Consider the following 24,872-nt stretch of genomic DNA (forward strand, 5'->3'; position numbering starts at 1 on the left):
AGGAGCTGGTGCATCTGGCACTGAACAAGCCCAAGGGCTGGCAGTCGACGATGTCGGATGATCTCGGCCGGCCGTGCGTCGGCGATATCGTCGCCGAACGCATCGCGGCCGGACAGCGGCTGTTCCACGTCGGGCGCCTGGACGCCGATACCGAAGGGCTGCTGCTGCTCACCAACGACGGCGATCTGGCACATCGGCTGATGCATCCCTCGTTCGAGGTGTCCAAGACCTACCTGGCGACCGTCAACGGCGAGGTGCACCGCGCGGTCGGCAAGCAGCTGCGCGACGGTGTCGAACTCGAGGACGGGCCCGCCAAGGTCGACCGCTTCCAGGTGCTCGATATCGCCGAGGGACGCTCTCTGGTCAAGATCGTGTTGCACGAAGGGCGCAAGCACATCGTGCGCCGGCTGCTCGATGCGGTCGGCCATCCGGTGACGCGGCTGGTGCGCACCGATATCGGCCCGGTGGCGCTGGGCGATCAACGACCGGGCACCCTGCGAGTGCTCGGCCGCGATGAAATCGGCAAACTCTACGAGGCGGTGTCGTTGTGAACAGTGTGGACAGCGCGGTCGAGGTGCCCGAACAGCTGTCGGGGTCCTCGTCGCTGGTGGTGGCGATGGACGGGCCGTCGGGAACCGGCAAGTCCAGCGTGTCTCGCCGGCTGGCCGCCCGGCTGGGCGCCCGCTATCTCGACACCGGCGCGATGTACCGGGTGGCGACGCTGCGCGTGTTGCGCGCGGGCGTCGACCTGACCGATCCGGCGGCCATCGCGGCCGCGGTGGCGGATCTGCCGCTGACCATCGGCACCGATCCCAGCCACGAGCTGATCCAGCTCGACGGCGCCGACGTCTCCGATGAGATCCGCGGCGACGCGGTCACCAAGGCGGTGTCGGCGGTGTCGGCGGTGCCCGAGGTGCGCGAGGCGCTGGTCGCGTTGCAGCGGGAGATCGCGGTGTCGGCGGGACGGATCGTGGTCGAGGGCCGCGATATCGGCACCGTCGTGCTGACCGACGCCGACGCCAAGATCTATCTGACCGCCTCCGCCGAAGCGCGGGCCCAGCGGCGCAATCAGCAGAACATCGCCGAGGGCCGGGGTGACGACTACGCCGCGGTGCTGGCCGACGTGCAGCGCCGCGACACCCTCGATTCCACCCGCAAGGTGTCCCCGCTGCGCCCGGCCGCGGACGCGGTGCTGGTCGACACCAGCGAACTGAGCATGGACGAGGTCATCGACGAGCTGTATCGCGTTGTCGCGCAGCAGGTTTCGGTGCGCACGACGGGAGAGGCCAAATGACCGAGGACGTGCTCGCCGGCGACGGCGTGTGGAGCGACGAATCCGACTGGGAGATCACCGATCTCGACGGTGAGCTGGAGGCGGGCGAACATATCGCGATGCCGACCCTCGCCGTCGTCGGACGGCCCAATGTCGGCAAGTCGACGCTGGTCAACCGGATTCTCGGCCGTCGAGAGGCGGTGGTGGAAGACATTCCCGGCGTGACCCGCGACCGCGTCTCCTACGAGGCGAACTGGGCCGGCCGCCGATTCCTGGTGCAGGACACCGGCGGCTGGGAACCCGACGCCAAAGGGTTGCAGCAGTCGGTGGCCAGGCAGGCCGAGCTGGCGATGAACACCGCCGATGCGATCCTGCTCGTCGTCGACGCCACCGTCGGCGCCACCGCGACCGACGAGGCCGCGGTGAAGGTGCTGCGCCGGTCCAAGACGCCGGTCATCCTGGTCGCCAACAAGGTCGACGATCAGCGCGTCGAGGCCGATGCCGCCACGCTGTGGTCGCTGGGTCTCGGTGAGCCGCGGATGGTGTCGGCCGCGCACGGCCGCGGCACCGGCGACCTGCTCGACGATGTGCTCGAGGTGCTGCCGGAAACGCCGCGTGAGGGCACCGGTGGGACCGGTCCGCGCCGGGTGGCGCTGGTCGGCAAGCCGAACGTCGGCAAGTCGAGTCTGCTGAACAAGCTGGCAGGCGATGAGCGTTCGGTGGTGCACGATGTCGCCGGAACCACCGTCGACCCGGTCGACACGCTGGTCGAATTGGGCGGCAAGATCTGGAAATTCGTCGATACCGCGGGCCTGCGCCGCAAGGTGTCCACCGCCAGCGGCACCGAGTTCTACGCCTCGCTGCGCACCAAGTCGGCGCTGGAGGCCTCCGAGGTGGCGATCATGCTGATCGATGCCTCCCAGCCGATCACCGAACAGGATCTGCGGGTGATCAGTCTGGTCGCCGATTCCGGTCGCGCGCTGGTGCTGGCGTTCAACAAGTGGGATCTGGTCGACGAGGACCGCCGCTTGCAGCTGGAAAAGGAGATCGACCGCGAGCTGGTGCGGGTGCCGTGGGCGCAGCGGGTCAATATCTCCGCCCACACCGGCCGGGCGGTGCAGAAGCTGGTGCCCGCGATGGAAACCGCGCTCGAATCGTGGGACAAGCGCATTCCGACCGGCCGGTTGAACAACTGGCTCAAGGAAGTCGTTGCCGCGACTCCGCCACCGATGCGTGGCGGGCGGCTGCCGCGCATCCTGTTCGCCACCCAGGCCACCACCCGTCCGCCGACATTCGTGCTGTTCACCACCGGCTTCCTGGAGGCGGGCTACCGCCGATTCCTGGAGCGCAGGCTGCGCGAGGAATTCGGTTTCGACGGCTCACCGGTGCGGATCTCGGTGCGGGTGCGCGAGAAGCGGCCACGGAAGTAGCGCCGCGGGCCCGTCCGCACCGGGCCGGGCCGCTGCACGGTCGCAGTAGCCGGCTCAGGCGTCCAGATCGCTGGCGACCATGCCGACGATCTTGTCCAGCGTCGGCTGATCGTCGCTGGTGACCACGACCTCGGTGCCGCAGGTGGCGCCGAGGGTCATGATCATCAGCGACGAGCCCGCGTCCACGGGTTCACCGCCGGGCAGGGCGAGGGTGACCGGGACGCCGGACGCGGCGACTGCCTCGGCGATCAGTGCGGCGGGGCGGGCGTGCAGGCCGATCGAGGAACCGACGGTGACGGTGGTGCTCGGCATTTCTACTCCTTGGTTGGGGTGGATACGAGTGTGCAGCGTGGACGGGTGCCAGGTGCGGCTTTCGGGTGCTCAGGCGGCGACGAGCGCCGCATCGGTGCTCGTTCGGGTGCGGCCGACGGCCTTGGCGGCGGTGACGCAGACCGCGGCGGTGACGGTGCCCGCCGCGAGGGCGACGAGATACCAGGCGATCTGCCCGACGGCGAAGAAGACGAAGATTCCGCCGTGCGGCGCGCTCAACGTCACCCCGGTCGCCATCACCAGCGCGCCGGTGACCGCGCCGCCCGCCATCATCGACGGGATCACCCGCAGTGGGTCGGCGGCGGCGAACGGGATGGCGCCTTCGGAGATGAACGAGGCGCCCAGCAGCCAGGCGGCCTTGCCGTTCTCGCGTTCGGCGGGGGTGAACAGGCTCGGCCGCAGCACGGTCGAGGCGAGCGCCATCGCCAGCGGCGGCACCATGCCCGCCGCCATGACCGCGGCCATGATCTTCAGCGTCGCCGGGTCGTTCACCGACAGGCCCGCCGCGGCGAAGGAGTACGCGGCCTTGTTCACCGGCCCGCCCAGGTCGAAGCACATCATCAGGCCGAGGATGACGCCGAGCGCGACGGCCGACGTGCCCGACAGCCCGTTGAGCCAATCGGTCAGGCTCTCGGTGACCACCGCGAGTGGTTTGCCGAGCACGGTGAGCATCAACAGACCGACGATGAGCGAGGCGAACAGCGGGATCATCACCACCGGCATCAGCCCGCGGGCCCACTGCGGCACCGGAATCCGGCTCACCCACAATGCCGCGAAGCCGGCGATCAGACCACCTACCAGGCCGCCGAGGAACCCGGCCCCGACGAACACGGCCACCGCGCCCGCGGTGAAACCCGGTGCCAGACCGGGCCGGTCGGCAATGGCGAAGGCGATATAGCCGGCCAGCGCGGGCACCAGGAAGCTGAACGCGAGCGAACCCAGCTGATACAGCACCGCACCGAGATAGGTGGCCAATCCGCCCGGCGGTAGCGAGGTGAGCGAGTTGTCCAGCACGATCGAGGACGCGTTGTCGGCGATCTCGTAGCCCCCGACCAGGAAACCGAGCGCGATCAGCAGACCGCCCGCCGCGACGAACGGAATCATGTAGCTGACGCCGGTGAGCAGGATCTGGCGCAACCGGGTGCCCCAGCCCAGCGATGCGGGCTCCGCTTCCGGTGCCGTTGTCGTCGCCGGGGCGGCGGCGGGATCGCGGGCCACGCGCAGCGCGTCGGCGATCATCGCGTCGGGCTCGTTGATGGCTCGTTTCACGCCCGATTCGATGACCGGTTTGCCCGCGAAACGTTCCCGGCCCTTCACCCCGACGTCGGTGGCGAGGACGACCGCGTCGGCAGCGGCGATGGTGGCGGCCGAGAGTGCTGTTGTGCCGCTGGAACCCTGGGTTTCGACCTGGACCCGCACACCCGCTCGCTCACCAGCGGCAACGAGCGCGTCGGCGGCCATGTAGGTGTGGGCGATGCCGGTGGGGCAGGCGGTGACGGCGACGATGGAGCGGGGGGAAGACTCGGCCGCAGTAGCGGTCGATGCCGACAGCGCTGCCGAACCGTCGGTCGAGGATGTCGGCACGGGTGCTGGTGCGGCCGTTGACGTTGCGGAATCGGGAGTCGTAGCAGGCCTATCGGTCGAGCTGGTTGCGGCGCCCGGTGCCGGCGCGATTGCCGAATTGACCAGCGCGACAATCGCCTCCGGTGATTCGGCGGTCCGCAGACTGCCGACGAACTCCGGTTTGACCAGTGCCCGAGCCAGGCTCGACAGCAGTTTCATATGCTCGGCGCCCGCGCCCTCGGGTGCCGCGATCAGGAACACCAGATCCGCGGGGCCGTCGGGGGCGCCGAAGTCGACCTTCGGGGCGAGGCGGGCGAAACCGAGAGACGCGGCAGTGACGGTGGCCGCTCGGCAGTGCGGGATGGCCAGGCCGTTCGGCAGGCCGGTGGCCGACTGCTCCTCCCTGGCCAGGGCGGCAGCGGTGAGGGCGGCGGCGTCCGCGGCGCGGCCCGCGTCGGTGAGACGCTGCGCGAGAGCGGCGATCACGGCCTGTTTCGAGGTGCCGAGATCGGCGTCGAGCGTGATCGTTTCGGGGATGATGATCGAGTCGGCCATCGCTTCGTGCCCTTCAGGAATGGGGGAGGAGGTCCAGCGACGTCACCGGGATGGCGTCGGGGTCGGTGTGGTGCGGGCCGGGCAGGCCGGTACCGGGCAGCGCCGCTGCCGCGCTGCCATAGGCGACCGCCTGACGGAGCCGATCGGCGGGGGTGGCGCCGGCCAGGTCGGCGAGCAGGTAGCCCGCGAGGGCGGAATCGCCCGCTCCGACCGTGCTGCGAGGGCGGATGGTGGGCGCGGCGGCATGCCAGGCCCCCTCGCCGGTGACCAGGACCGCGCCCGCCGCGCCGAGCGTCGCCAGGACCGCACCGATTCCACGGTCGACGAGTGCGGCAGCCGCGCGGGCCGCGGCGAGCGGGTGGTCCAGGGCCTCGGCCGGTGCGCCGGTGAGTTGTGCGAGCTCTTCGGCATTGGGTTTGATCAATTGCGGTGCGGCCGAGAGGGTTCGGTCGGCGAGCGCGCGCAGCGGGGCATCGGAGGTATCCACGGCGACGCGCGTGCCGGGCAGGCGTTCGATCAACTCGACGTACCAGTCCTCGGGCACAGCGGGCGGCAACGAACCCGACAGCACCACCCAATCGGCCTGTGCGGCAAGGTCGGTCAGTAGATCGGCCAGCGCCTGCTGGGCGGTGGCGGTCAGTGGCTGGCCGGGCTCGTTGATCTTGGTGGTGGTGCCGTCGGCTTCGGCGACGGTGAGATTGATGCGGGCCGAGCCGGCGGTCGGGACGCTGCGGTGCTCGATGCCGGCGTCGGTGAGCGCGCGCAGCAGGGGATCGTCGGCGTTGCCCGGCAGCACCGCGACGGTGGGAACTCCGGCGGCGGCGACCACTCGGGAGACGTTGACACCCTTGCCGCCCGGATGGGTGGCGACCCCGCGTGCCCGGTGCACCGCGCCGCGCAGCAGCGGTTCGGCCAGGGTGACCGTCCGGTCGATACTCGGATTCGCGGTCAGCGTGACAATCATGCCGCCACCACCTCGATACCGCTGCCGTCGAGTTCCTTGCGCACCGAGGCGGGGATCCCGGAATCGGTGACCAGCACATCGATCTCGTCGATGCCGGCGAAGCGGACGAAGTCCTCGCGGCCGATCTTGGAGGAATCGGCCACCACCACCACGCGATGAGCGCTGGCGACCATGGCCCGCTTCACCGCCGCCTCGTCCACGTCCGGGGTCGACAGGCCGTGCGCGGGGGTGAGCGCATTGGTGCCGATGAACGCGATGTCGACTCGCAAACCCGCGAGCACGCGCAATGTCTCGGCGCCGACGGCGGCCTGGGTGACCCCGCGCACGCGCCCGCCGAGCAGATGCAACTGCACACCGGCGTGACCGCTGAGCCGGGTCGCCACCGGCAGGGAGTTCGTCACCCCGACCAGCTCGCGGTCGGCGGGCAGCAGCGCGGCGACCCGCGCGGTGGTGGTGCCCGCGTCGAAGAGCACGCTGCCGCCGGTGGGTGGCAGGAATTCCACGGCGGCCTTGGCGATGCGCTCCTTCTCGGCGGTGTGCGCGGTTTCGCGTTCGGAGGTGCCCAGTTCGATCGCGGTGAGGGCGGCGGCGGGAACCGCGCCGCCGTGCACCCGGCGCACCAGGCCCATCCGGTCCAGTACCGCGAGATCTCGTCGCACGGTCTCACTGGTGACGCCGTACTGCTCGGACAGATCGGTCACCGACACGCGACCGCGCTGCCCCACCAGGGTGGCGATGGCCTGCTGCCGCTCCTCTGCGTACATCCCGATCCTCCTGCCGATGTTGGTTTATGTTGTTTTACGTCTGAGTGTGTTGCTTTGTCAATGGTGTGGAGTATTCTGGATCACATCCACTCCATCGGTGATATGAACACCACAGTCCGATTTCGGTGCGAAGGAGACCCGCAAATGAGCCGATCACAGCAGTTAGAGGCCGCTGAATCGGTTCTGCGCGGCACGCCGGCGGTGCCGGGCGTGGCAGCTGCGCCCGCGGTCCGGCCTAATCCGCGGGCGACAATCGATGCCCGATCGGACACGATTTCGGAGCCCGATCGGGCCTCGGAGATCACTGCCCTGCACGCGGCGGCGGAGGCGGTCGCGCAGCGACTGCGGGCCCGCTCCGGTGCCGCGAGCGGGGCGGCGGCCGAGGTGCTCGCGGCGAATGCCGCCATGGCCGGCGATCGCGGTTGGCTCGGCGCGGCCGAGAAGCTGATCGCCACCGGCCTCGCCGCGCCCGCCGCCGCGGCCGCGGCCACCGAACAGTTCGCCGCGATGTTCACCAAGCTCGGCGGGGTGATGGCCGAACGGGTCACCGACCTGCGCGACGTCTGCGATCGGGTGGTGGCCGAGCTGCTCGGACTGCCCGAGCCCGGCGTCCCGGCCCCGGACCGTCCGTCGATCCTCATCGCGCGCGACCTCGCGCCTGCCGATACCGCGGGCTTGGACCCCGCCCGCATCGTCGGACTGGCCACCACGCTCGGCGGTGCGACCAGCCACACCGCGATCATCGCCCGCCAGCTCGGCATCCCCTGCGTGGTCGCGGTGGCCGGCCTGGACGAGGTCCAGGCCGGCGCCGAACTGTTGATCGACGGCGCGGCGGGCACCGTCACCGTCGATCCGGACCAGGCCCTCGCGCTTGCCGCCGTCGCCGACTACCGCGCGACCGCCACCAGAAACGCGCGCTGGACCGGCCCCGGCGCCACCAGCGACGGCCACCGCGTCGAGATCCTCGCCAACGTCCAGGACGGCGCGGGTGCGCGGGCCGCAGCCGAGACACCCGCCGAGGGCATCGGCCTGTTCCGCACCGAATTGTGTTTTCTGGACCGAGATGGCGAACCATCGGTGCAGGAGCAGGCCGGCATCTACCGCGCGGTGCTCGACGCCTATCCGGCCGCGAAAGTGGTGATCCGCACCTTGGACGCGGGCTCGGACAAGCCGTTGCGTTTCGCCGACCACCCCGAGGAAGCCAATCCGGCGCTCGGCGTGCGGGGTATCCGCATCGCCGCCCGCGACAGCGGCATCCTGGACCGTCAGCTCGACGCCATCGCCGCCGCGTCCGCGGGACGCGCCGCTCCGCCCCTGGTGATGGCGCCGATGATCGCCACCGTCGGTGAAGCTCGCGCGTTCGCGAGCAAGGTCAGGGGGAGGGGGTTGATCGCCGGGGTGATGATCGAGGTGCCCGCCGCGGCGCTATTGGCCGACGCCATCCTGGCCGAGGTCGACTTCGTGTCGATCGGCACCAACGATCTCGCGCAGTACACGATGGCCGCCGACCGGATGTCACCGGATCTGGCGGCGCTGACCGATCCGTGGCAGCCGGCCGTGCTGGCCTTGGTGGCCCGTACCGCCGCCGCGGGCAGGCGGACGGGCAAACCGGTGGGCGTGTGTGGTGAAGCCGCGGCCGATCCGCTGCTGGCGTGCGTGCTGACCGGGCTCGGTGTCACGTCGTTGTCCGCGGCCGCGCCCGCGGTCGCCGGTGTCGGGGCGCAGCTGGCGGCGGTCACGCTGGCCGAGTGCGAATCCGCCGCCGCCGCGGTGCTCGAAGCGACCGCCCCGCATGACGCCCGCGAGCGTGCACGGCGAATCCTGCACTGACCTCAGCGAATAAGCTCGCCGACGGTCGTCGGTCGCAGCAAGCCGAAGCGAGCCCATCGGGGCCGGCGCGAGCGATCGAGGACCGTGCGGCCCGCGCTCGCCGCTGTGCCGATGCGCTGACACCGAGCTCAGCCGATGCGGTGCCTTCGAGCTACGCCGGCACACACCCTTCGAGCGTGGCGTCCTGCAAAACCGTGAGGACATCATGGATCTCACCCCGCGCGTGGAAGGCCGCCCGCTGGCGGTGCGCACCGTTCCCGCGCTCGAGTACCACGCCGATGGTCTCGCGGACGAAGCCGTCGGCGTCCAGCGCCGTCAGCGCCGGGCCGACCCGGTCGAGCAGCTCGCCGAGCAGCGTTCGCATGGGTGCTACCCGGCAGTCGAGCGGGTCGACGCCGTCACCGTCAAGTCCGGACCGCGCGGCCTTCCAGTACGCGGCCCGCAGCACCTCCGCCGACACCATCGGCGCGCGCCGGCCGCGATCGATGTCGGCGCGCGCGGTCATCACCGTCGCGCGGACCAGAGTGGCCAGCATGGCCGTCTCGGTGACCGTCGCCGGTACATCGCTGACCCGGATCTCGACGGTGGGGAACGTGATCGAGGGCCGGATATCCCAATAGACCATTTTCTTGTCCAGAATGCTGCCGCTGGACAGCATCATGTCCACCATCGCGTCGTAGGCGTCGGCGTCGGCGAAATACGGTGGCGGCCCGGCACTCGGCCAGCGCCGCCACAGCACGCTGCGCCAACTGGCATAGCCGGTGTCGGAGCCGCGATAGATCGAGGAATTGGCGGTGAGCGCCAAGAATATCGGCAGCGAGGGCCGCAGGAAATTACTGACCTGGATGGCGGTCTCCCGATCCGGTACCCCGACATGGATATGGCAGCCGCACAGGCCCTGTTCATGGGCGAGCATCCCGAAACTGCGGGCGATCCGCTGGTAGCGCGGGGTATCGGTGACCGGGAATTGTTCGGGGACCGTCGGTGGAATCGCGACCGCGAGCAGGTGGGTGTGGTGTTCGCGGGCACAGCCGGCCACACCGCCGCGCAGGGCGCGCAATTCGGCGAGCAATTCGCCGGTGTCGGTGTGCACGCCGGTGCACGTCTCCACTTGGCAGCGGGTCAATTCCAGTTGCAGATCGATACCGATGTCCTTCGCGGACCGGGCCACCTCGACGTTTTTCGCCGCCGGTGCGCCGCTGTCCGGATCCGCCAGGAGAAATTCCTCTTCAACGCCGACTGACGATGAGGCCGCGTCCATTCTCGTAGGTTACTCGCCTCGCTCACGGCAGGTGCCGACATATTTCCGGGGCGATCGGGTAGGACAACCAGCATGGACCATGCACGAGCACCTTTGCTCGACGCGCTGGCCGAGTACCGGCGCGCGGGCAGATACGGGTACACACCTCCCGGTCATCGGCAGGGACGCGGCATCGACAAACGGGTCGCCGAGACCATCGGCCTCGACGCTTTCCGCTCCGACGTACTCGCCGGGCCAGGACTCGACGACCGGCTCATGCGCGGTGGCTATCTGGCCGACGCCGAAGCGCTGATGGCCGAAGCGGTCGGCGCCGAGACCACCTTCTTCTCCACCTGCGGAAGTTCGCTGTCGGTGAAGGCCGCGATGATGGCGGTGGCCGGCGGCAAGGACGGCGGGCTGCTGGTCGCCAGGGACAGCCACAAGTCGATCGTGGCCGGGCTGGTGTTCTCGGGGGTGCAACCACGCTGGATCACGCCCCGCTGGGACGCCGAACGGCATATGTCGCATCCGCCGTCGCCGCAGCAGGTGCGTGAGGCCTGGGAACGCCACCCCGACGCGGCGGGTGCGCTCATCGTCAGTCCGAGCCCGTACGGCACCTGCGCCGATCTGGCCGGCATCGTCGAGGTCTGTCATGAACGCGGCAAGCCGCTGATCGTGGACGAGGCGTGGGGTGCGCACCTGCCGTTCCATCCCGACCTGCCGACCTGGGCGATGGACGTGGGCGCCGACGTCTGCGTGGTGAGCGTGCACAAGATGGGCATGGGCTTCGAGCAGGGCTCGGTGTTCCACGTCCAGGGCGATCTCATCGACCGCGCGCTGTTGAGTGCCTGCGCGGACCTGTTGATGACCACAAGCCCCAATGTGCTGATCTATTCGGCGCTGGACGGCTGGCGCAGGCAGATGGTGCAGGAGGGCCGCGAATTGCTCGGCGCCGCACTGCGAGTCGCCGAACGTGCGCGCCGGGAACTGGATCAGATCCCCGATATCGAGGTGCTCGATGACGTGCTGCTCGGTCATCAGGCCTCACACGACCTGGACCGGTTGCAGGTGCTGATGGACATCGAGGGCACCGGCGCCACCGGTTATCAGGCCGCGGACTGGCTGCGTGAGCACCGCCTGCTCGACCTCGGACTCAGCGATCACCGCAGGATCCTGGCGACCCTGTCCATGGTCGATGACGACACCAGCATCGACGCACTGGTGGAAGGCGTGCGGGCCTGGCGCGAGCAGCTCGATCCCGGCGACGCGGCGCCGCCGATCCGGTTGCCGTCACCGTCGGAGATCCAGCTGGAGACGGTCATGTTGCCGCGCGATGCGTTCTTCGGCCCGCTGGAATCGGTGCCCGCCGCCGAGGCGTCCGGCCGGATCGCCGCCGAGCAGCTCACCCCGTACCCGCCGGGTATTCCGGTGGTGGTACCGGGCGAGCTGATCGACGACGCGGTGGTGGACTACCTCCGATCCGGGGTGGCGGCCGGGATGAACGTCCCCGATGCCGCCGACCAGTCGTTGCGCACCATCCGCGTCGTCGCGCGACGCTGATCGGCCACCGGCCGAGCCCGCCGGATACCGGTCTTACGCGTGATCCACGAGCGCGTCGTGGCCGGCCCGGCGGGCGCAATGCGCACAGCAGTAGACCTGCTGGGCGGCTTCGACGCCGTGCCCGAGCACCCGGCACCCGCAGTGCGCGCAGGCGGGTGCCAGCCGGTTCGCGGCGCATTCGAAACTGTCGAACGTCCACGACTGCCCGTCACGACTGACCGTGAAGGCCTTGTCGTAGTCGTTGCCGCAGGTATCGCAGATCGCCATGGTGATCAACTCAAGCGCTTGGCGAGCAGCGCCTTGGCCTGCTCGGCGCCCTTGCGGCTCTCGCCCTGGGCGCGCCGGAAGAATTCGGCCAGTTCGGTGTCGCCCGCGCGTTCGGCGTCCTGACAGTAGACCTCCATCCGCAGCGCGTTGCTCATCGAGGCTTCGGCGAACCAGATGAGGTTGTAGTCCTTGTCCTTGGTTCCGGTGATGTGCCCGGTTTCCTGTTCGATGGCCATTGTTTCCGCACCTCCTGGGCGGTACTGATCGTCGTCGGTGATGACCTCGACGGCGCATTTCGCCGTCACCGAGGCGCTACCCGGCGTCCGCCGGAACAAACACGACGCCGTGATGGCGGCCACGCTCGGATTGAGCCCGCTCATACCGGGTATGCGGCGACTGTCCAGCAGGAACCGATAACACGGAGGTGACTATCGTGTCGGAGTCCAACAGCGGTCCCCGCGAGGGCGTCGAAGGCGTCGTCGAAGGTGTCAAGGGCAAGGTCAAGGAGACCGCCGGGACGGTAATGGGTAACGACCAGCTGCGCGATGAAGGCCGTGCGCAGCAGGAGAAGGCCGATTCTCAGCGCGAGGCCGCCAAGAAGGAGGCCGAAGCCGAAAAGCAGCGTCGTGAAGCCGATCTCGACGAGGCGCGACAGCGGTCGCATCAGGGCGAATAAGCCCGTCGACTCGAATCGGTGGTAACGAACAGCGGTTGCCGTGGCAGTGCGCCCGGCAACCGCTGTCGTGTGTGGGCGGTCGCGAATCGCGCGTGCCGGTTTAACGCGCGTTGTCCGGGGAAGCCGCCCCACGACAGGGTTTGCCTCGACCAGCCTGGAGGCCCATCGTGGACGAACGCACCGAACAGCCGACCGAGAAGTCACCGATTCCGGACGCCAAGAGCGAACAATTGGAGCCGGTCAGGCAGGACCGCGACCGCGGTTACCTGACCACCCAGCAGGGCGTACGGGTGGACCACACCGACGACGCGCTGTCGGCCGGTGAGCGCGGGCCCACCTTGCTCGACGATTTCCACGCCAGGGAAAAGGTCACCCATTTCGATCACGAGCGCATCCCCGAGCGGGTGGTGCACGCCCGCGGCGCCGGCGCCTACGGCTTCTTCCGGCCCTATGACAGTTGGCTCGCCGATTACACGGTGGCGAAATTCCTCACCGAACCGCAGGTGCGTACGCCGGTGTTCGTGCGGTTCTCCACCGTCGCCGGGTCGCGTGGCTCGGCCGACACGGTGCGCGACGTGCGTGGTTTCGCGACCAAGTTCTATACCGAGCAAGGCAACTACGACCTGGTCGGAAACAATTTCCCGGTCTTCTTCATCCAGGACGGCATCAAGTTCCCCGACTTCGTGCACGCGGTGAAACCCGAGCCGCACAACGAGATTCCGCAGGCGCAGTCCGCGCATGACACGCTGTGGGATTTCGTCGCCGAACAGCCGGAGACGCTGCACGCGATCATGTGGTTGATGTCGGATCGGGCGCTGCCGCGCAGCTACCGGATGATGCAGGGCTTCGGCGTGCACACCTTCCGATTCGTGAACGCGGACGGGAAGGGCACGTTCGTGAAATTCCATTGGAAGCCGCGCCTCGGCGTGCATTCGCTGCTGTGGGACGAATGCCAGCAGGTCGCGGGCCGCGACCCGGACTTCAACCGCCGCGATCTGTGGGACTCGATCGAGGCGGGCGATTTCCCGAGCTGGGAACTGGGGGTGCAGCTGGTTCCCGAGGACAAGGAATTCGATTTCGACTTCGATCTGCTCGATTCGACCAAGATCATCCCGGAGGAGCAGGTCCCGGTGCGACCGGTGGGGGAGATGGTGCTCAATCGCAACCCCGACAACTTCTTCGCCGAAACCGAGCAGGTCGCCTTCCATACCGCCAACCTGGTGCCCGGCATCGATTTCACCAATGATCCGCTGTTGCAGCTGCGCAACTTCTCCTACCTGGACACGCAGCTGATCCGGCTGGGCGGCCCGAACTTCGCGCAATTGCCGGTCAACCGGCCGCTGGCCGATGTGCGCAACCCATCAGCAGGACGGCTACGGCCAGCACGCGGTGCCGCGCGGTGAGGCGTTCTACACCAAGAACTCCATCGGCGGCGGCTGCCCGGCCCTGGCCGACGCCGACGTCTTCCGGCACTACACCCGCCGCGTCGACGGTGCGACCCAGCGGATCCGCGCGGAAAGCTTCAAGGAGTACTACCGGCAGCCGCGCATGTTCTGGCGCAGCATGTCGCCACCGGAGGCCGAGCACATCGTGGCGGCCTTCGGCTTCGAGCTCGGCAAGGTCCGGCGGGTGGAGATCCGCTCCCGGGTGCTCGACCATCTGGTGCGCATCGACCCCGGACTGGCGAGCCGGGTCGCGGTGGAACTGGGGCTGCCCGTGCCCGAGGGTGAACGCGTCGACGACGTGCCGGTCTCACCTGCCCTGTCGCAGCTGAACCTGGCACCCGACAGCATCGCCACCCGCAAGATCGCGATCCTGGCCGCCGACGGCGCCGACTCGACCGGCATCGACACCCTCCGCTCCGCGCTGGCCGAACGCGGTGCGACGGCCGAGGTGCTGGCCCCGCACGGCGGCCGGTTGCGGGCCGACGGCTCTGGCGATCCGGTGCTGGTGGACCGGGCCCTTCCGACCATGGCCTCGGTGCTCTACGACGGCGTGATCGTCGCCGGTGGCGGCGACTCCGCGGGCACGCTGGCCGAATCCGGACCGGCGGTGCATTTCGTGCTCGAGGCGTTCAAGCACGCGAAACCGGTCGGTGCGGTCGGCGCGGGCGCGCAGGTATTGCGGGCCGCGGGCCTGCCCGGTGAGTTCAATCCCGGCGAGACCGACTTCGCCGTGGACGGCGTGGTGGTCTCCGCGGCCGAGGGCGCGAGTATCCCGGACGGATTCGTCGCCGCCTTCGCCGAGGCGCTGGCCGGGCATCGCGTCTGGCAGCGCGTCACCGATCGGATCCCCGCCTGACCGGATGACAGGGGCAGGTTCGCGTGCCAGAATGGGTCCAGGTTGAGACCCCAGCCGAACCCGGTTCCATAGCCAGAATGTTCGAAGCTCGGTAGCGGTGGTTCTCACCGTTGTCGAGCTCGCCATTTCGGCCGTCGCTCCGTTCCGGCTGTTGGCACGGAGACGAATCGGAAGCCCCTGTCCAACAGGAGGATTCGATGTCGTTGGTGACCGAACATCAACACGCCGAAGAACTGCACCGGCTGGCCAGGCCACAGCACGGTCGCGATATCCGGCGGTTGACCCAGCAGGATGGCGTTCGCCGCGGCTGCGCTGTCGCGCGGGTGGAGGGCGAACTCGATGCCGCGCTCTACGACGACTTCTACAACCTGCTGTGCAGGTGCATGCACACCGATCGATCCATCGTCGTGCTCGATCTGCGGGCCGCGGGTTTCATGAGCATCCGGTCGGCCGCGCTGCTGGTCTCGGCGAAGGCCGACGCCGCCGCACGGGGGCTGGACCTGCGCCTGGTGTGCGGTCGCAAGGAAGTCGAGCGGGTGCTCGAGGTGACCGGAGTCCGCCACCTGTTCCGTCATTACCCCACCATGCAGGCAGCGCTCGGCGGCTGACCTGTGCGATCCCGACACCACCGCCGACCTGCGGCGGCATCCTCGCCCGTCGAATTCATCGCATGCGCCGACTTCACGGTCGATAATCGAACAGTGACGGACAATGGATCGGTCTCCGCGAGCGGAATCGACACCGATGACACCGAGGCGTTCGAACACCTCGCCGATACCAGCTGCGTCGAGGACGTGGGCGGTTTCCGGTTCTGGTTCGACGAGCAACGCTGGGAATGGTCCGATGAGGTCGCCCGCATGCACGGGTACGACCCGGGCGCGGTGACCCCGACCACCGACCTGCTGCTCGACCACAAACATCCCGACGACCGCGATTACGTGGCGGATCTGCTCGACCACGCCCTCACCGACGGGGAACCGTTCTGTAGCAAGCACCGCATCATCGACACCGAGGGCCGCACCCATCACGTGATCGTCGTCGCCGACACCATGACCGACGATGGCGGCGGGGTGATCGGCACGGCCGGCTACTACATCGACGTCACCGAAACCCTCGAGGAGCAACGCAGGGAAACCCTGGACGACACCCTGCCGGAACTGATGTCCGCGCGCGCGGTCATCGAACAGGCCAAAGGGGTGCTGATGCTGGTCTACGGCATCAGCGCCGATCAGGCGTTCCGGGTACTGACCTGGCGTTCGCAGGAAACCAACGTCAAGGTGCGATCGCTGGCCGCGCAATTGATCGCCGAGCTGCCCACACTGCGCAACACGCCACCGAGACTTCGCTCGGAATTCGACCATCTGTTGCTCACCGTGCACCAACGCATCCCCGGCTAGCCCCGCCGCGCGTTTCGCGTGGATGATGCCGGGTAAGCGAGCAGATGACACCCGATCAGGGCGGACAAGGTGGTGCGCATGACCGAGCATGTTTCCCGCATAACCGCGGACCCCACGACGACGGTGGGGGTTCGCGTGCCCGCGGAACTGGACCAGCTGTTGATGCTGCGCGCCCTGACCGAGACCGTCTCCTTGATCGCGGACTTCGCCCTCGACGAGGTGACCGATATCCGCCTCGCGCTCGACGAGGTGGCCACCTCGCTGATTCTGGACGCCGTCCCCGGTTCCGAGCTCACCTGCGATTTCAACTACGGCGACAACCGGATGACCGTCGCGGTGACGTCGGTGGCGGCCACCGAATCGGTGGGCGAGCGGCACAGCTTCGGCTGGCATATCGTGCGCACCCTGACCGAGTCGATCAGCACCGAACAACGTCCCTTCGATCAGAACGCGGGCGGATACCCCACCACAGCACGGTTCACGTGGGTGCGCGGGGGCTCCGATGGCAGCTGAGCGGCAGCGGCCTCGTCAGGCCCGCCGCCACACCGGCGAGGACAGCTACGACCACATCGAGCCGCTGCTGGAGGAACTCGCCGCGATTCCCGGAACCGACCCTCGCCACGATCGGACTCGCGAGGAGGTGGTCGAGCGCTGCCTGCCGCTGGCCGAACACATCGCGCGCAAGTTCGCCGGCCGCGGCGAAATGTTCGAAGACCTGCTGCAGGTGGCCCGGGTGGGGCTGCTGCATGCGATCGACCGGTTCGACCCCGCGCGCGGATCGTCGTTCCTGTCCTTCGCGGTCCCGACGATCATGGGCGAGGTTCGCCGGTACTTCCGCGACAACACCTGGTCGGTGCGAGTTCCCCGGCGAGTCAAGGAGATTCAGCTCAGCATCGGACCGGCGACCGACAAACTCTCGCAGCGGCTGGGCCGGATGCCGCGCGCCAGAGAACTCGCCGAAGAGCTCGGCGTCGACCTGGTCGAAGTGACCCAGGCGCTGATCGCGGGCAATGCCTACCAGAGCTCCTCGATCGACACGGTGACCGGTGGGGAGGATTCCGAGAACGCACCGCTGCCACTCACCGAATCGCTCGGCGTGGACGAGCCGTCCTATCAGTACGTCGAGGATTACCTGGCGGTGCAGCCGTATATCGCCGAGCTACCCGAACGCGAGCAGCAGGTGCTGCGCATGCGCTTCTTCGAATCGATGACCCAGAATCAGATCGCCGAACAGCTGGGCGTGTCCCAGATGCACGTATCCCGCATCCTGTCGCGCACCCTGGACTGGGTGCGCGAACAAGCCTTGCGCGACTGAGCGGCGTCGGTTCACACCGGCGTCGGCGGGACCGGATCCGGTGAGGGCCCAGGGTCCGGCGGCGGTGGGATCGGCGGTGTCGGTGGATCGCCCGGCCGCGGCGCAGGCGGCACCGGCTCGGGCTCGGGTATCGGATGCGGGGGCGGGGCAGGCGGCACCGGATCGGGTTCGCGCGGGGGATTCGGGTGGGTCAGCTGGTCGGTTCGCACGGCCGGCTCCTTCGTCTCGAGGTCTGCCGGAGGGATCCGGTTCGAATGGTCAGTGCAGTGCCAGGTCGTGGATGCGGGCCAGATCGCCCACGAACTCGGCGTAGGCGGCCTTGCGGTCGGTGGAGCGCAGTACCGCCGATGGATGCACCGTCGCCGTCACCTGATAGCCGGGACCATCGATGACGACTCCGCGCAACTCCCCGACCGTGGTCGAGGGGCCGAGCACCGCCTTGGCGGCCACCGAGCCCAGACACACGACCAGATCCGGTGCTATCAGATCGAGTTCGGCGCTGAGCCAGGCCGAACAGGCCACCACTTCGGTGCGGCTCGGTGTTTTGTGGATGCGGCGTTTGCCGCGTTCGACGAACTTGAAATGCTTGACCGCGTTGGTCACATACACCTCGTCCCGGTCGAAACCGGCCTCGCCCAAGGCGCGATCGAGCAGCTTGCCCGCCGGGCCGACGAATGGCCGGCCGGCGCGGTCCTCCTGATCGCCGGGCTGTTCGCCGACCATCACCACCCGCGCGGCGGTCGGGCCTTCACCGAAGACGGTCTGGGTGGCGTCACGGTACAGCTCGCAGCCGCGGCAGCCCACCGCGGCCTCGCGCAGCTGCTCGAGATCCGCGTCGGGCGGCACGAACTCGGCGGCGCCGGGCGGTTTCTGCGCTGTGCGCCGCGCGGTGGTGCTCATCCGCGCGTCCTACGACCGGCCGAGGGCCTTGGCCAACTGTGCCTTGGACATCTTCGACCGGCCCTTGATATTGCGCTGCCTGGCCTCGTTGTACAGCTGGTCGCGGGTCGGGCCCTTCGAGCCACTGTGTGACCGCTTGCCGCCACGATGCTGCGGCGAGACATCGCGGGTGGATGAGCGGCTCGAGGTCTTGGACTGGCCGGACTGGGCACGGTTCTTGTTGACCGTGCGGGCCGCGATCTCCTTGGCGCGCTTGGTGCCCGCACCGCGATCCTTGGCCGAATCCTTGATGTGCTCGTACTGCCGTTCCTGCTTATCGGTCCATTCCTTCGGCATGACACACCTCCTGTCTGCGGGACGGGTACCCGCCTCGCGCATGAACAATCAACGGCTCAGACAACCGGCCCGCTGCGGGCCAGGGTCTGCTGCAGACCATCGATCTTGTTCTCGATTCGTTCGAGATCCTCGGCATCGACGGCGAACAGCCAATGCTTGGCACCGAGCAGCAGAATCGCCTGGAAAATCAGCTGGAGCCACTCGCTCTGCCAGTTCTCGAAGGTGCTGGCAAAGAAGTTGTGCAGGTAGCCGCCCCATTCGAAGGGCTGCCCGAGTGCTTGCTGGGTGCTGCGGTAATCGCTGAGCTGGGTGACGAACTGCGCGGCCCATGAGCCCGCGAACAACAGCACCAGCAGGTACACAGCGCCCCATCGCCTGAAGTGGGTCATACCGCAGCGATACCCGGCCCGTCGGCGGATACGCAGGTCACCGGCGGGCACTCGTCGAGTCGCGTGCGGAGCCGGGCTCAGGTCCGTGGGGTGAGCTCACGCATCGGTTTGTCCAGTTCTCGCTGATAGAAGTCGATGAACCCGTCCGGGTCGGGGCCGGCGTTCTGCATCACCAGATGGTCGTACCCGGCATCGACGTAGTCCTGCGCCGCCTCCAGATAACGGGCCGGGTCGGAGCCGCAGGCCATCGCCGCACGGATGTCGTCGACGCGCACGGTCGTGGTCGCCGCCGCGAAGTTCACCGGATTCGGCAACTCGCTCATCACCTTCCAGCCGGTCACCGCCCAGCGGCTGGTTTCGTGGGCGGCCTCGGCGGCGGTCTGCTCGTCGGGCGCCCACGCCATGCCGACCTCGGCGTAGCGCGGTCCTGTCCCGCCTGCGGCGCGGTAATCCTCGACGATGCGGGCTTCGGGCTCGGTGGCGAACAAGCCATCGCCCAGCTCGCCGGCGATCCGGGCGGCATCGGGGCCGCCCGCTGCCACCGCGATGGGAGGCGGGCTCTCCGGTAGATCGAAGACCCTGGCATCGGAAATCGACAGATACCGGCCGTCATAGGACTGGTAGCCGCCGCGCCACAGCAACCGGATGATCTCGAGTGCCTCACGCAGCATGTCCTGGCGCACCGCGATCGGGGGGAATTCGCGCGCCACCACATGCTCGTTGAGTCGTTCGCCGGAGCCGATGCCGAGGGTGAACCGGCCCTGGGAGATCAGCGCGAGTGTGGCCGCCGCCTGCGCCACGATCGCCGGGTGGTACCGGATGATCGGGCAAGTGACGCCGGTGGCCAGACCGATCCGCTCGGTGCGCGCGGCGATGGCGCCGAGCGCGGTCCAGGCGAAGCAGGAATGGCCCTGGTTATCCAGCCACGGATGGAAATGGTCGCTCATCTCCACGAAGTCGAAGCCCGCCGCCTCGGCCTGCACCGCTTGGCGGATCAGCTCCTCGGGGCCGAACGCCTCGGCCGCCAGTTTGTACCCGATCTGCATGCTTGCCTCCTGTCGATGGTGCCTGTGCGGTGGGCGAACCGGTCCTCAGCGCACCGCTCCCGGCCGCCCGACGTGCGCCGGCTCGGGTGCCGAGCGCAGGTCGTAGATGGTGTAGGCGGCCCGGATCACCGGCTGGGCGACATTGCGGACCCGGATCCCGCCCGGTGTCGTGCCGTGTTCACGTCCGGCGTGCGCGTGCCCGTGCAGGGCCAGATCCGCGCCCGCGTCGTCGATCGCCTCGCCGAGCAGATAGGAACCTAGGAACGGATAGATCTCGGGTGGTTCGCCGTGCAGGGTGTCGGTGACGGGGGAGTAGTGGGTCAACGCCACCGTGACGTCGGCGTCGCAGCCGGCCAGGGCCACCCGCAGCGAATCGGCCAGTGCCACTGCGCGTCCGGCGAAATCACGCATCATCCGCTCCCCGAACACACTCGCGCATTTGCCGGCGAACCCGCCGCCGAAGCCGATGGTGCCCGCGACCGCCAGCGTCGAGCCGTCGATGTCGACGGTGGTGGCGCAACCTTCGAGCACGGTGATGTTGTGACCGCCGAGCAGATCGGTGATCTCGTCCTGCGCGTCGCTGTGGTAGTCGTGATTGCCGAGCACGGCGATCACCGGTACCGGCAGATCTGCGAATTCCTCGGCGACGACGCAGGCCTCGTCGACGGTTCCGTGTTTGGTGAGATCACCGGCCAGCAGCAGCACATCGGCGCGCTCGGGCAGCTGCTGTAGCGCCGGACGCAGCAATCCGCGTGAATCGGTCCCCAGATGAATGTCTCCGACCGCCGCGATCCGCATGCCTGCCAACTCCTTCCGCTCGATGGGCCTGCCCTCAGCGCAATTCCTCGCTCGGCCCCGGCTGTGCCGGCGTGCCCACTCGGACCTCGTTGTGAATGCGGGCGTCGGGGACGAGCTCGCGCACCGCGTCTTCGAGCCGCTGTTTGCGTTCGGCGCTGGTGACTTCGCCGTCGAGGACGACGACACCGCCGCGGATATGGATCTGCACACCCAGCTCGGCGGTGCGTGGATCCTCGGCCAGTGCGCGGCGCAGCCTCGCGACCAGGTATTGCGGCGGAGTGGATCCGGGTTCGTGGGTCCGGGACATCAGTTGCCTCTTCCGGTGTCGGCGATCCCGAGATCATCGATGAGCCCGAGGAACGCCTTGGCGTAGGGCGAGTGTTCGGTCTGGGCGCGCACCGACGGCCAATCCACCTGTTCGCGCAGATCTCGGGCGATCCGCAGCAGCGGGCTGAGATCGAGCCGGTGCGCGCTGAAAACCAGCAGTTTGTCGACCATCAGATCGGTGCCGGAGATGACCGGGGCCCTGGTCGGGCCCACCGGCATCGTCTCCGCGCGCGCCAGCATGTCATCGGTGACCTCACGGTCGTTGGGGCGATGGACGACGTCGATCAGGGTGTCGCCGTCGTAGGCCTTGGTCAGCCAGTCCTCGGCGGCGTCGGCCACCCGCAGCCCAGCGCGAGCCAGCACGCTGCGCACCTCGGCGATATCGGCGGGCCGGACGAACAGGTCCACATCGTGGTCGGAGGCGGGCCCGCCGCGCGCGTACACCGCACAGCCGCCAGCCACCGCGAACGGTATCCCGGCCCCGGTCAGTGCGTTCGCCGCGCGGGTGAGCGCGTGCAGCAGCTGGTCGATCGTCGGTGCCATGTTCGGGGCCTACCCGGGTTCGCCGTGCTCAATCGCCGGCCCGCCGCTCACCCCAGAGAGATCACCAACGCCACCGCCACCACCAGGAATACGGCCACGACCACGACCGTCACCAGGATCGCCGCGATTCCGGTGAACGGAAATCGATGGCGGGTGTCGGGCTCGGGCGCCGACAGACCGGAGGTCTGCGGCGTATCCGGTGGTGTGGCGCCCGGCGGTACTCCGCCCCCGGGTTCGAGATCGGGGGTGCGGGACGGGTCGGGATCCATGGATGTCATGACAGGCCTACTCACCGTCGTTGTCCGGGGTCAACGGCTCATTCGGATGTTTTCCGGTCGCCTTGCGGTAGATGATCACCGCAGCGACCGCCACGGGTATTGCGAGGATCACGAGTAGCTCCATGCTTGCCGCGTACCCGGTGAGGTCGTGGTCAATCGGCAGCAGGAGCCGCCGCGGTCTCCGTACCGGTGCGCCCACGCGGATCCGGCCGGTGTGACCGGATCGACCGGTAGAAATACCCCGGCTGGGTACCCTTCGAGTATGGGCTCCGAGCACGGACCCCACCACGACCATCACGCACCCGTCGAGGGGAGTATGGAGATGCCGGACAGCGACGCGGGGGCGGGCGTCGGTAAGGACGCCGAGCACGACACTCACCAGGAAGGCCATGGCGGCCAGGTAGGCCGCGGCGGCTCCGGTGGCCAGGACGGTCACGGTGGCCAAGAAGTCCGCGGTGGCGATGACGGCCATGGTGGGCACGACGGCCATGGTGGGCACGACGGCCATGGCGGACGCGAAGGCCAAGGAGTCGCCGGTGGCAATGGAGACCATGGCGATCCCGGTGGCCAAGAAGGTCACGCCGGTCACGCAAGCCATGGCGGCCACGCTGGCCACGCCGGCCACCAGCACCCCGCCGGCCACCAGGATCCCGCCGGCCACGAGGGCCATGGCGGCGACGACGGCCAGGCAAGCCACGCCGGTCATGCTGGCCACGCCGGCCATGCTGGTCACGCAGCGCACGGCGGCCATGGCGACCATGTGGCTCAGTTCCGGCGGTTGTTCTGGTACATGCTGGTGCTGGCGGTGCCGGTGGTCGGGGCGAACGCGATGTTCGCTGACCTGCTCGGCTACGAGCTGCCACACAGTGGGCCGGTCACCTGGATCTCGCCGGTGCTCGGGACGGTCATGTACGTCTGGGGTGGGCGGCCGTTTCTCACCGGCGCGGTGAGCGAGATCCGGGCGCGGCAACCGGGCATGATGCTGCTGATCGCGCTGGCCATCACGGTGGCGTTCTTCGCGTCCTGGGCCGCGGTGCTCGGGATCGTCTCGCATGAGCTGGACTTCTGGTGGGAGCTGGCGCTGCTGATCGTGATCATGCTGCTCGGGCACTGGATCGAGATGCGGTCGCTGGGGCAGGCGTCGAGTGCGCTGGAATCGCTGGCGGCGCTACTGCCCGACGAGGCCGAACGAGTCGACGGCGATGACATCACCACCGTCGCGGTCACCGAGTTGTCCGAAGGCGACCTCGTGGTGGTGCGGCCCGGCGGCCGGGTGCCCGCCGATGGCGTGGTGGAATCCGGTAGCGCCGACGTCGACGAATCCATGATCACCGGCGAATCGGTCGCCGTGCGGCGCGCACCGGGCGATCGGGTGGTCGCGGGCACCGTCACCACCGATTCCGCGTTGCGAGTGCGGATCACCGCGGTCGGCGAGGACACCGCGCTGGCCGGTATCCAGCGCCTGGTCAGCGAGGCACAGAGCTCGTCGTCGCGGGCGCAGGTGCTCGCCGACCGCGCCGCGGGCTGGCTGTTCTGGTTCGCCGCGGGCGCCGCGGTCATCACCGCGACGGTCTGGTTGGCCCTCGGCGAATCCGACGCCGCCGTCACCCGCACCATCACGGTCCTGGTGATCGCCTGCCCGCACGCACTGGGGCTGGCCATTCCGCTGGTGGTGTCGATCGCCACCGAGCGCGCGGCCAAGGCCGGGGTGCTGATCACCGATCGCCGTGCGCTGGAGGCGATGCGCACCGTCGACGCGGTGCTCTTCGACAAGACCGGCACGCTCACCAAGGGCGAGCCCGCGGTGGTCGATGTCGCCGGCAGCGACGGATACGGCGCCGACCAGGTCTTGGCGCTGGCCGCCGCCGTCGAAGGCGACAGCGAACATCCGCTCGGCCGCGCCATCGTCACCGCGGCCGAACAGCGCGGCATGAGCATTCCGGCCGCGACGGATTTCGCGGCACGTAACGGAGTCGGCGTCACCGCGCGCGTCGAGGGGGCGTCGGTCAGCGTCGGCGGGCCGGGCATGCTCGGTGAGCACGGCCTGTCCGAACTGCCGCAATCGTCCGGGTGGGCAGACCAGGGCGCCACCGTGCTGCATGTCATCCGCGACGAGGCGGTGATCGGCGCGCTCGCGCTGGCCGATGAGATCCGCCCGGAATCCCGGCAGGCCGTCGACGCCCTGCACGAGCGCGGCGTCCACGTCGCCATGATCACCGGTGACGCCGCGCCGGTCGCGCATGCGGTGGCCCGCCAATTGGGTATCGATGAGGTGTTCGCCGGTGTGCTGCCGCAGGACAAGGGCGCGAAGGTGAAGTCGCTGCAAGCGGCGGGACGCACCGTTGCCATGGTCGGCGACGGTGTCAACGACGCACCCGCGCTGGCGCAGGCCGATGTGGGTCTGGCCATCGGCGCAGGCACCGACGTGGCCATCGCCTCGGCCGGGGTGGTGCTGGCCGGTGACGATCCGCGCACCGTGCTGTCGGTGATGGCGCTCTCCCGGGCCACCTACCGCAAGATGATCCAAAACCTCACCTGGGCAGCGGGATACAACCTGATCTCGGTGCCGCTGGCGGCCGGCGTGCTGGCGCCGTGGGGGTTCACCTTGCCGATGGAGGTGGGTGCGCTGCTGATGTCGGCGTCCACGGTGGTCGTCGCGATCAACGCGCAGCTGCTGCGCCGGCTGGATCTGCGGCCGGCGGCGGTGCTGGGGGAGGGTGAGTCGCACGCGAATACCCGGGAATCGCAACAACTTCCGGTCGCTCGATAGGAGGGGCGACGGTCGTCGAC

At 68.9% G+C, this 24,872-nt stretch carries 27 protein-coding genes and 1 pseudogene; 12 read left to right on the forward strand and 16 right to left on the reverse strand.

The features are described from left to right. From RJ05_RS12560 to der, 3 genes are all read left to right on the forward strand, one after another. Nucleotides 1-551 (forward strand): pseudouridine synthase (locus tag RJ05_RS12560; protein ID WP_036537171.1); only part of this gene is annotated, 551 nt, incomplete at its 5' end. 65 nt (nt 552-616) lie between these two features. After that, the gene (gene cmk, locus RJ05_RS12565) at nt 617-1,294 is read left to right on the forward strand and encodes a (d)CMP kinase (RefSeq protein ID WP_036537236.1); all 678 of its coding nucleotides are present in this window, start codon (nt 617-619) and stop codon (nt 1,292-1,294) included. After that, the gene (der, locus tag RJ05_RS12570; protein WP_036537172.1) at nt 1,291-2,703 is read left to right on the forward strand and encodes a ribosome biogenesis GTPase Der; all 1,413 of its coding nucleotides are present in this window, start codon (nt 1,291-1,293) and stop codon (nt 2,701-2,703) included. The genes cmk and der overlap by 4 nt, the downstream gene beginning before the upstream one ends. Nucleotides 2,704-2,757: 54 nt before the next feature. Here der and RJ05_RS12575 read toward each other — a convergent pair whose 3' ends face one another. From RJ05_RS12575 to RJ05_RS12590, 4 genes are all read right to left on the reverse strand, one after another. Continuing rightward, nucleotides 2,758-3,015: an HPr family phosphocarrier protein gene (locus tag RJ05_RS12575; protein ID WP_036537174.1), complete on the reverse strand. Its 258-nt coding sequence runs from the start codon at nt 3,013-3,015 to the stop codon at nt 2,758-2,760. A 69-nt stretch (nt 3,016-3,084) separates the two neighbouring features. Beyond that, nucleotides 3,085-5,151 (reverse strand): PTS fructose transporter subunit IIABC, encoded by a 2,067-nt coding sequence (locus tag RJ05_RS12580; RefSeq protein WP_036537175.1) that lies wholly within the window; start codon nt 5,149-5,151, stop codon nt 3,085-3,087. 13 nt (nt 5,152-5,164) lie between these two features. Then, on the reverse strand, nt 5,165-6,115 hold the full coding sequence (gene pfkB / locus RJ05_RS12585; protein WP_036537177.1) for a 1-phosphofructokinase: 951 nt from the start codon (nt 6,113-6,115) through the stop codon (nt 5,165-5,167). Further along, on the reverse strand, nt 6,112-6,879 hold the full coding sequence (locus RJ05_RS12590; RefSeq protein WP_036537179.1) for a DeoR/GlpR family DNA-binding transcription regulator: 768 nt from the start codon (nt 6,877-6,879) through the stop codon (nt 6,112-6,114). Before RJ05_RS12590 ends, pfkB begins: the two co-directional genes overlap by 4 nt. A 144-nt stretch (nt 6,880-7,023) precedes the next feature. Here RJ05_RS12590 and ptsP point away from each other — a divergent pair, with 144 nt between their 5' ends. Further along, a complete protein-coding gene (gene ptsP, locus RJ05_RS12595; RefSeq protein ID WP_036537180.1) occupies nt 7,024-8,709 on the forward strand; it encodes a phosphoenolpyruvate--protein phosphotransferase in 1,686 nt (561 codons plus the stop codon). Between the two features lie 151 nt (nt 8,710-8,860). Here ptsP and RJ05_RS12600 read toward each other — a convergent pair whose 3' ends face one another. Next, entirely contained in the window at nt 8,861-9,970 is a 1,110-nt protein-coding gene (locus RJ05_RS12600) for a glutamate--cysteine ligase 2 (protein ID WP_036537181.1), read from the reverse strand. A gap of 72 nt (nt 9,971-10,042) precedes the next feature. Between RJ05_RS12600 and RJ05_RS12605 the strand changes: the two genes are divergently transcribed. After that, entirely contained in the window at nt 10,043-11,509 is a 1,467-nt protein-coding gene (locus tag RJ05_RS12605) for an aminotransferase class I/II-fold pyridoxal phosphate-dependent enzyme (protein WP_036537183.1), read from the forward strand. A gap of 33 nt (nt 11,510-11,542) precedes the next feature. Here RJ05_RS12605 and RJ05_RS12610 read toward each other — a convergent pair whose 3' ends face one another. Together RJ05_RS12610 and RJ05_RS12615 are read right to left on the reverse strand one after the other, a co-directional pair. After that, entirely contained in the window at nt 11,543-11,776 is a 234-nt protein-coding gene (locus tag RJ05_RS12610; RefSeq protein WP_036537238.1) for a metallothionein, read from the reverse strand. A gap of 5 nt (nt 11,777-11,781) precedes the next feature. After that, nucleotides 11,782-12,012: a hypothetical protein gene (locus RJ05_RS12615; protein ID WP_036537239.1), complete on the reverse strand. Its 231-nt coding sequence runs from the start codon at nt 12,010-12,012 to the stop codon at nt 11,782-11,784. A gap of 197 nt (nt 12,013-12,209) precedes the next feature. Between RJ05_RS12615 and mbp1 the strand changes: the two genes are divergently transcribed. The 6 genes and pseudogenes from mbp1 (at nt 12,210) to RJ05_RS12645 (ending at nt 17,465) form a co-directional block, all read left to right on the forward strand. Then, a complete protein-coding gene (mbp1, locus tag RJ05_RS12620; RefSeq protein WP_036537241.1) occupies nt 12,210-12,452 on the forward strand; it encodes a microaggregate-binding protein 1 in 243 nt (80 codons plus the stop codon). Nucleotides 12,453-12,619: 167 nt separating this feature from the next. After that, nucleotides 12,620-14,753, forward strand: a pseudogene (locus tag RJ05_RS12625) (catalase). 197 nt (nt 14,754-14,950) lie between these two features. Beyond that, entirely contained in the window at nt 14,951-15,361 is a 411-nt protein-coding gene (locus tag RJ05_RS12630) for an STAS domain-containing protein (protein WP_036537185.1), read from the forward strand. A 93-nt stretch (nt 15,362-15,454) separates the two neighbouring features. Next, nucleotides 15,455-16,150: a PAS and ANTAR domain-containing protein gene (locus RJ05_RS12635; RefSeq protein ID WP_036537186.1), complete on the forward strand. Its 696-nt coding sequence runs from the start codon at nt 15,455-15,457 to the stop codon at nt 16,148-16,150. A 78-nt stretch (nt 16,151-16,228) separates the two neighbouring features. Further along, a complete protein-coding gene (locus tag RJ05_RS12640; RefSeq protein ID WP_036537187.1) occupies nt 16,229-16,663 on the forward strand; it encodes an ATP-binding protein in 435 nt (144 codons plus the stop codon). Continuing rightward, nucleotides 16,653-17,465, forward strand: a complete 813-nt coding sequence (locus tag RJ05_RS12645) for an RNA polymerase sigma factor SigF (RefSeq protein WP_036537189.1) — start codon at nt 16,653-16,655, stop codon at nt 17,463-17,465. Before RJ05_RS12640 ends, RJ05_RS12645 begins: the two co-directional genes overlap by 11 nt. Nucleotides 17,466-17,723: 258 nt before the next feature. Here the strand turns inward: RJ05_RS12645 and RJ05_RS12650 are convergent, their stop codons facing one another. From RJ05_RS12650 to RJ05_RS12690, 9 genes are all read right to left on the reverse strand, one after another. Continuing rightward, entirely contained in the window at nt 17,724-18,365 is a 642-nt protein-coding gene (locus tag RJ05_RS12650) for a UdgX family uracil-DNA binding protein (protein ID WP_036537191.1), read from the reverse strand. Between the two features lie 9 nt (nt 18,366-18,374). After that, nucleotides 18,375-18,701 carry a hypothetical protein gene (locus RJ05_RS12655; RefSeq protein WP_036537192.1) on the reverse strand — a complete coding sequence of 109 codons (327 nt, stop codon included), beginning with the start codon at nt 18,699-18,701 and terminating at the stop codon, nt 18,375-18,377. Nucleotides 18,702-18,757: 56 nt separating this feature from the next. Continuing rightward, a complete protein-coding gene (locus RJ05_RS12660; protein WP_036537194.1) occupies nt 18,758-19,090 on the reverse strand; it encodes a DUF6766 family protein in 333 nt (110 codons plus the stop codon). Between the two features lie 77 nt (nt 19,091-19,167). After that, nucleotides 19,168-20,136: a TIGR03557 family F420-dependent LLM class oxidoreductase gene (locus RJ05_RS12665; protein WP_036537195.1), complete on the reverse strand. Its 969-nt coding sequence runs from the start codon at nt 20,134-20,136 to the stop codon at nt 19,168-19,170. A 45-nt stretch (nt 20,137-20,181) separates the two neighbouring features. Continuing rightward, nucleotides 20,182-20,934 carry a metallophosphoesterase family protein gene (locus RJ05_RS12670; protein ID WP_036537196.1) on the reverse strand — a complete coding sequence of 251 codons (753 nt, stop codon included), beginning with the start codon at nt 20,932-20,934 and terminating at the stop codon, nt 20,182-20,184. A gap of 34 nt (nt 20,935-20,968) precedes the next feature. After that, entirely contained in the window at nt 20,969-21,241 is a 273-nt protein-coding gene (locus RJ05_RS31615) for a BON domain-containing protein (protein WP_036537198.1), read from the reverse strand. Continuing rightward, nucleotides 21,241-21,804 carry a nucleotidyltransferase family protein gene (locus tag RJ05_RS12680; protein ID WP_036537201.1) on the reverse strand — a complete coding sequence of 188 codons (564 nt, stop codon included), beginning with the start codon at nt 21,802-21,804 and terminating at the stop codon, nt 21,241-21,243. The genes RJ05_RS31615 and RJ05_RS12680 overlap by 1 nt, the downstream gene beginning before the upstream one ends. A 47-nt stretch (nt 21,805-21,851) precedes the next feature. Further along, nucleotides 21,852-22,073 (reverse strand): DUF6480 family protein, encoded by a 222-nt coding sequence (locus RJ05_RS12685; protein WP_081597294.1) that lies wholly within the window; start codon nt 22,071-22,073, stop codon nt 21,852-21,854. Between the two features lie 16 nt (nt 22,074-22,089). Beyond that, nucleotides 22,090-22,797 (reverse strand): hypothetical protein, encoded by a 708-nt coding sequence (locus RJ05_RS12690; RefSeq protein ID WP_138445566.1) that lies wholly within the window; start codon nt 22,795-22,797, stop codon nt 22,090-22,092. Nucleotides 22,798-22,872: 75 nt separating this feature from the next. Here RJ05_RS12690 and RJ05_RS12695 point away from each other — a divergent pair, with 75 nt between their 5' ends. After that, nucleotides 22,873-24,852 (forward strand): copper-translocating P-type ATPase, encoded by a 1,980-nt coding sequence (locus tag RJ05_RS12695; protein ID WP_036537242.1) that lies wholly within the window; start codon nt 22,873-22,875, stop codon nt 24,850-24,852. Nucleotides 24,853-24,872 lie beyond the last annotated feature (20 nt).

The sequence above is a fragment of the Nocardia cyriacigeorgica NBRC 100375 genome (assembly GCF_000308555.1).
Taxonomy (GTDB): domain Bacteria; phylum Actinomycetota; class Actinomycetes; order Mycobacteriales; family Mycobacteriaceae; genus Nocardia; species Nocardia cyriacigeorgica.

What these genes read in the sequence shown, in the direction of transcription:
- cmk (WP_036537236.1), top strand. Translation starts at nt 617, where the DNA reads ATGGACGGGCCGTCGGGAACCGGCAAGTCCAGCGTGTCTCGCCGGCTG.
- der (WP_036537172.1), top strand. Translation starts at nt 1,291, where the DNA reads ATGACCGAGGACGTGCTCGCCGGCGACGGCGTGTGGAGCGACGAATCC.
- RJ05_RS12575 (WP_036537174.1), bottom strand. Translation starts at nt 3,015, where the DNA reads ATGCCGAGCACCACCGTCACCGTCGGTTCCTCGATCGGCCTGCACGCC.
- RJ05_RS12580 (WP_036537175.1), bottom strand. Translation starts at nt 5,151, where the DNA reads ATGGCCGACTCGATCATCATCCCCGAAACGATCACGCTCGACGCCGAT.
- pfkB (WP_036537177.1), bottom strand. Translation starts at nt 6,115, where the DNA reads ATGATTGTCACGCTGACCGCGAATCCGAGTATCGACCGGACGGTCACC.
- RJ05_RS12590 (WP_036537179.1), bottom strand. Translation starts at nt 6,879, where the DNA reads ATGTACGCAGAGGAGCGGCAGCAGGCCATCGCCACCCTGGTGGGGCAG.
- ptsP (WP_036537180.1), top strand. Translation starts at nt 7,024, where the DNA reads ATGAGCCGATCACAGCAGTTAGAGGCCGCTGAATCGGTTCTGCGCGGC.
- RJ05_RS12600 (WP_036537181.1), bottom strand. Translation starts at nt 9,970, where the DNA reads ATGGACGCGGCCTCATCGTCAGTCGGCGTTGAAGAGGAATTTCTCCTG.
- RJ05_RS12605 (WP_036537183.1), top strand. Translation starts at nt 10,043, where the DNA reads ATGGACCATGCACGAGCACCTTTGCTCGACGCGCTGGCCGAGTACCGG.
- RJ05_RS12610 (WP_036537238.1), bottom strand. Translation starts at nt 11,776, where the DNA reads ATGGCGATCTGCGATACCTGCGGCAACGACTACGACAAGGCCTTCACG.
- RJ05_RS12615 (WP_036537239.1), bottom strand. Translation starts at nt 12,012, where the DNA reads ATGGCCATCGAACAGGAAACCGGGCACATCACCGGAACCAAGGACAAG.
- RJ05_RS12630 (WP_036537185.1), top strand. Translation starts at nt 14,951, where the DNA reads ATGTCGTTGGTGACCGAACATCAACACGCCGAAGAACTGCACCGGCTG.
- RJ05_RS12640 (WP_036537187.1), top strand. Translation starts at nt 16,229, where the DNA reads ATGACCGAGCATGTTTCCCGCATAACCGCGGACCCCACGACGACGGTG.
- RJ05_RS12645 (WP_036537189.1), top strand. Translation starts at nt 16,653, where the DNA reads ATGGCAGCTGAGCGGCAGCGGCCTCGTCAGGCCCGCCGCCACACCGGC.
- RJ05_RS12650 (WP_036537191.1), bottom strand. Translation starts at nt 18,365, where the DNA reads ATGAGCACCACCGCGCGGCGCACAGCGCAGAAACCGCCCGGCGCCGCC.
- RJ05_RS12655 (WP_036537192.1), bottom strand. Translation starts at nt 18,701, where the DNA reads ATGCCGAAGGAATGGACCGATAAGCAGGAACGGCAGTACGAGCACATC.
- RJ05_RS12660 (WP_036537194.1), bottom strand. Translation starts at nt 19,090, where the DNA reads ATGACCCACTTCAGGCGATGGGGCGCTGTGTACCTGCTGGTGCTGTTG.
- RJ05_RS12665 (WP_036537195.1), bottom strand. Translation starts at nt 20,136, where the DNA reads ATGCAGATCGGGTACAAACTGGCGGCCGAGGCGTTCGGCCCCGAGGAG.
- RJ05_RS12670 (WP_036537196.1), bottom strand. Translation starts at nt 20,934, where the DNA reads ATGCGGATCGCGGCGGTCGGAGACATTCATCTGGGGACCGATTCACGC.
- RJ05_RS31615 (WP_036537198.1), bottom strand. Translation starts at nt 21,241, where the DNA reads ATGTCCCGGACCCACGAACCCGGATCCACTCCGCCGCAATACCTGGTC.
- RJ05_RS12680 (WP_036537201.1), bottom strand. Translation starts at nt 21,804, where the DNA reads ATGGCACCGACGATCGACCAGCTGCTGCACGCGCTCACCCGCGCGGCG.
- RJ05_RS12685 (WP_081597294.1), bottom strand. Translation starts at nt 22,073, where the DNA reads ATGGATCCCGACCCGTCCCGCACCCCCGATCTCGAACCCGGGGGCGGA.
- RJ05_RS12695 (WP_036537242.1), top strand. Translation starts at nt 22,873, where the DNA reads ATGCTGGTGCTGGCGGTGCCGGTGGTCGGGGCGAACGCGATGTTCGCT.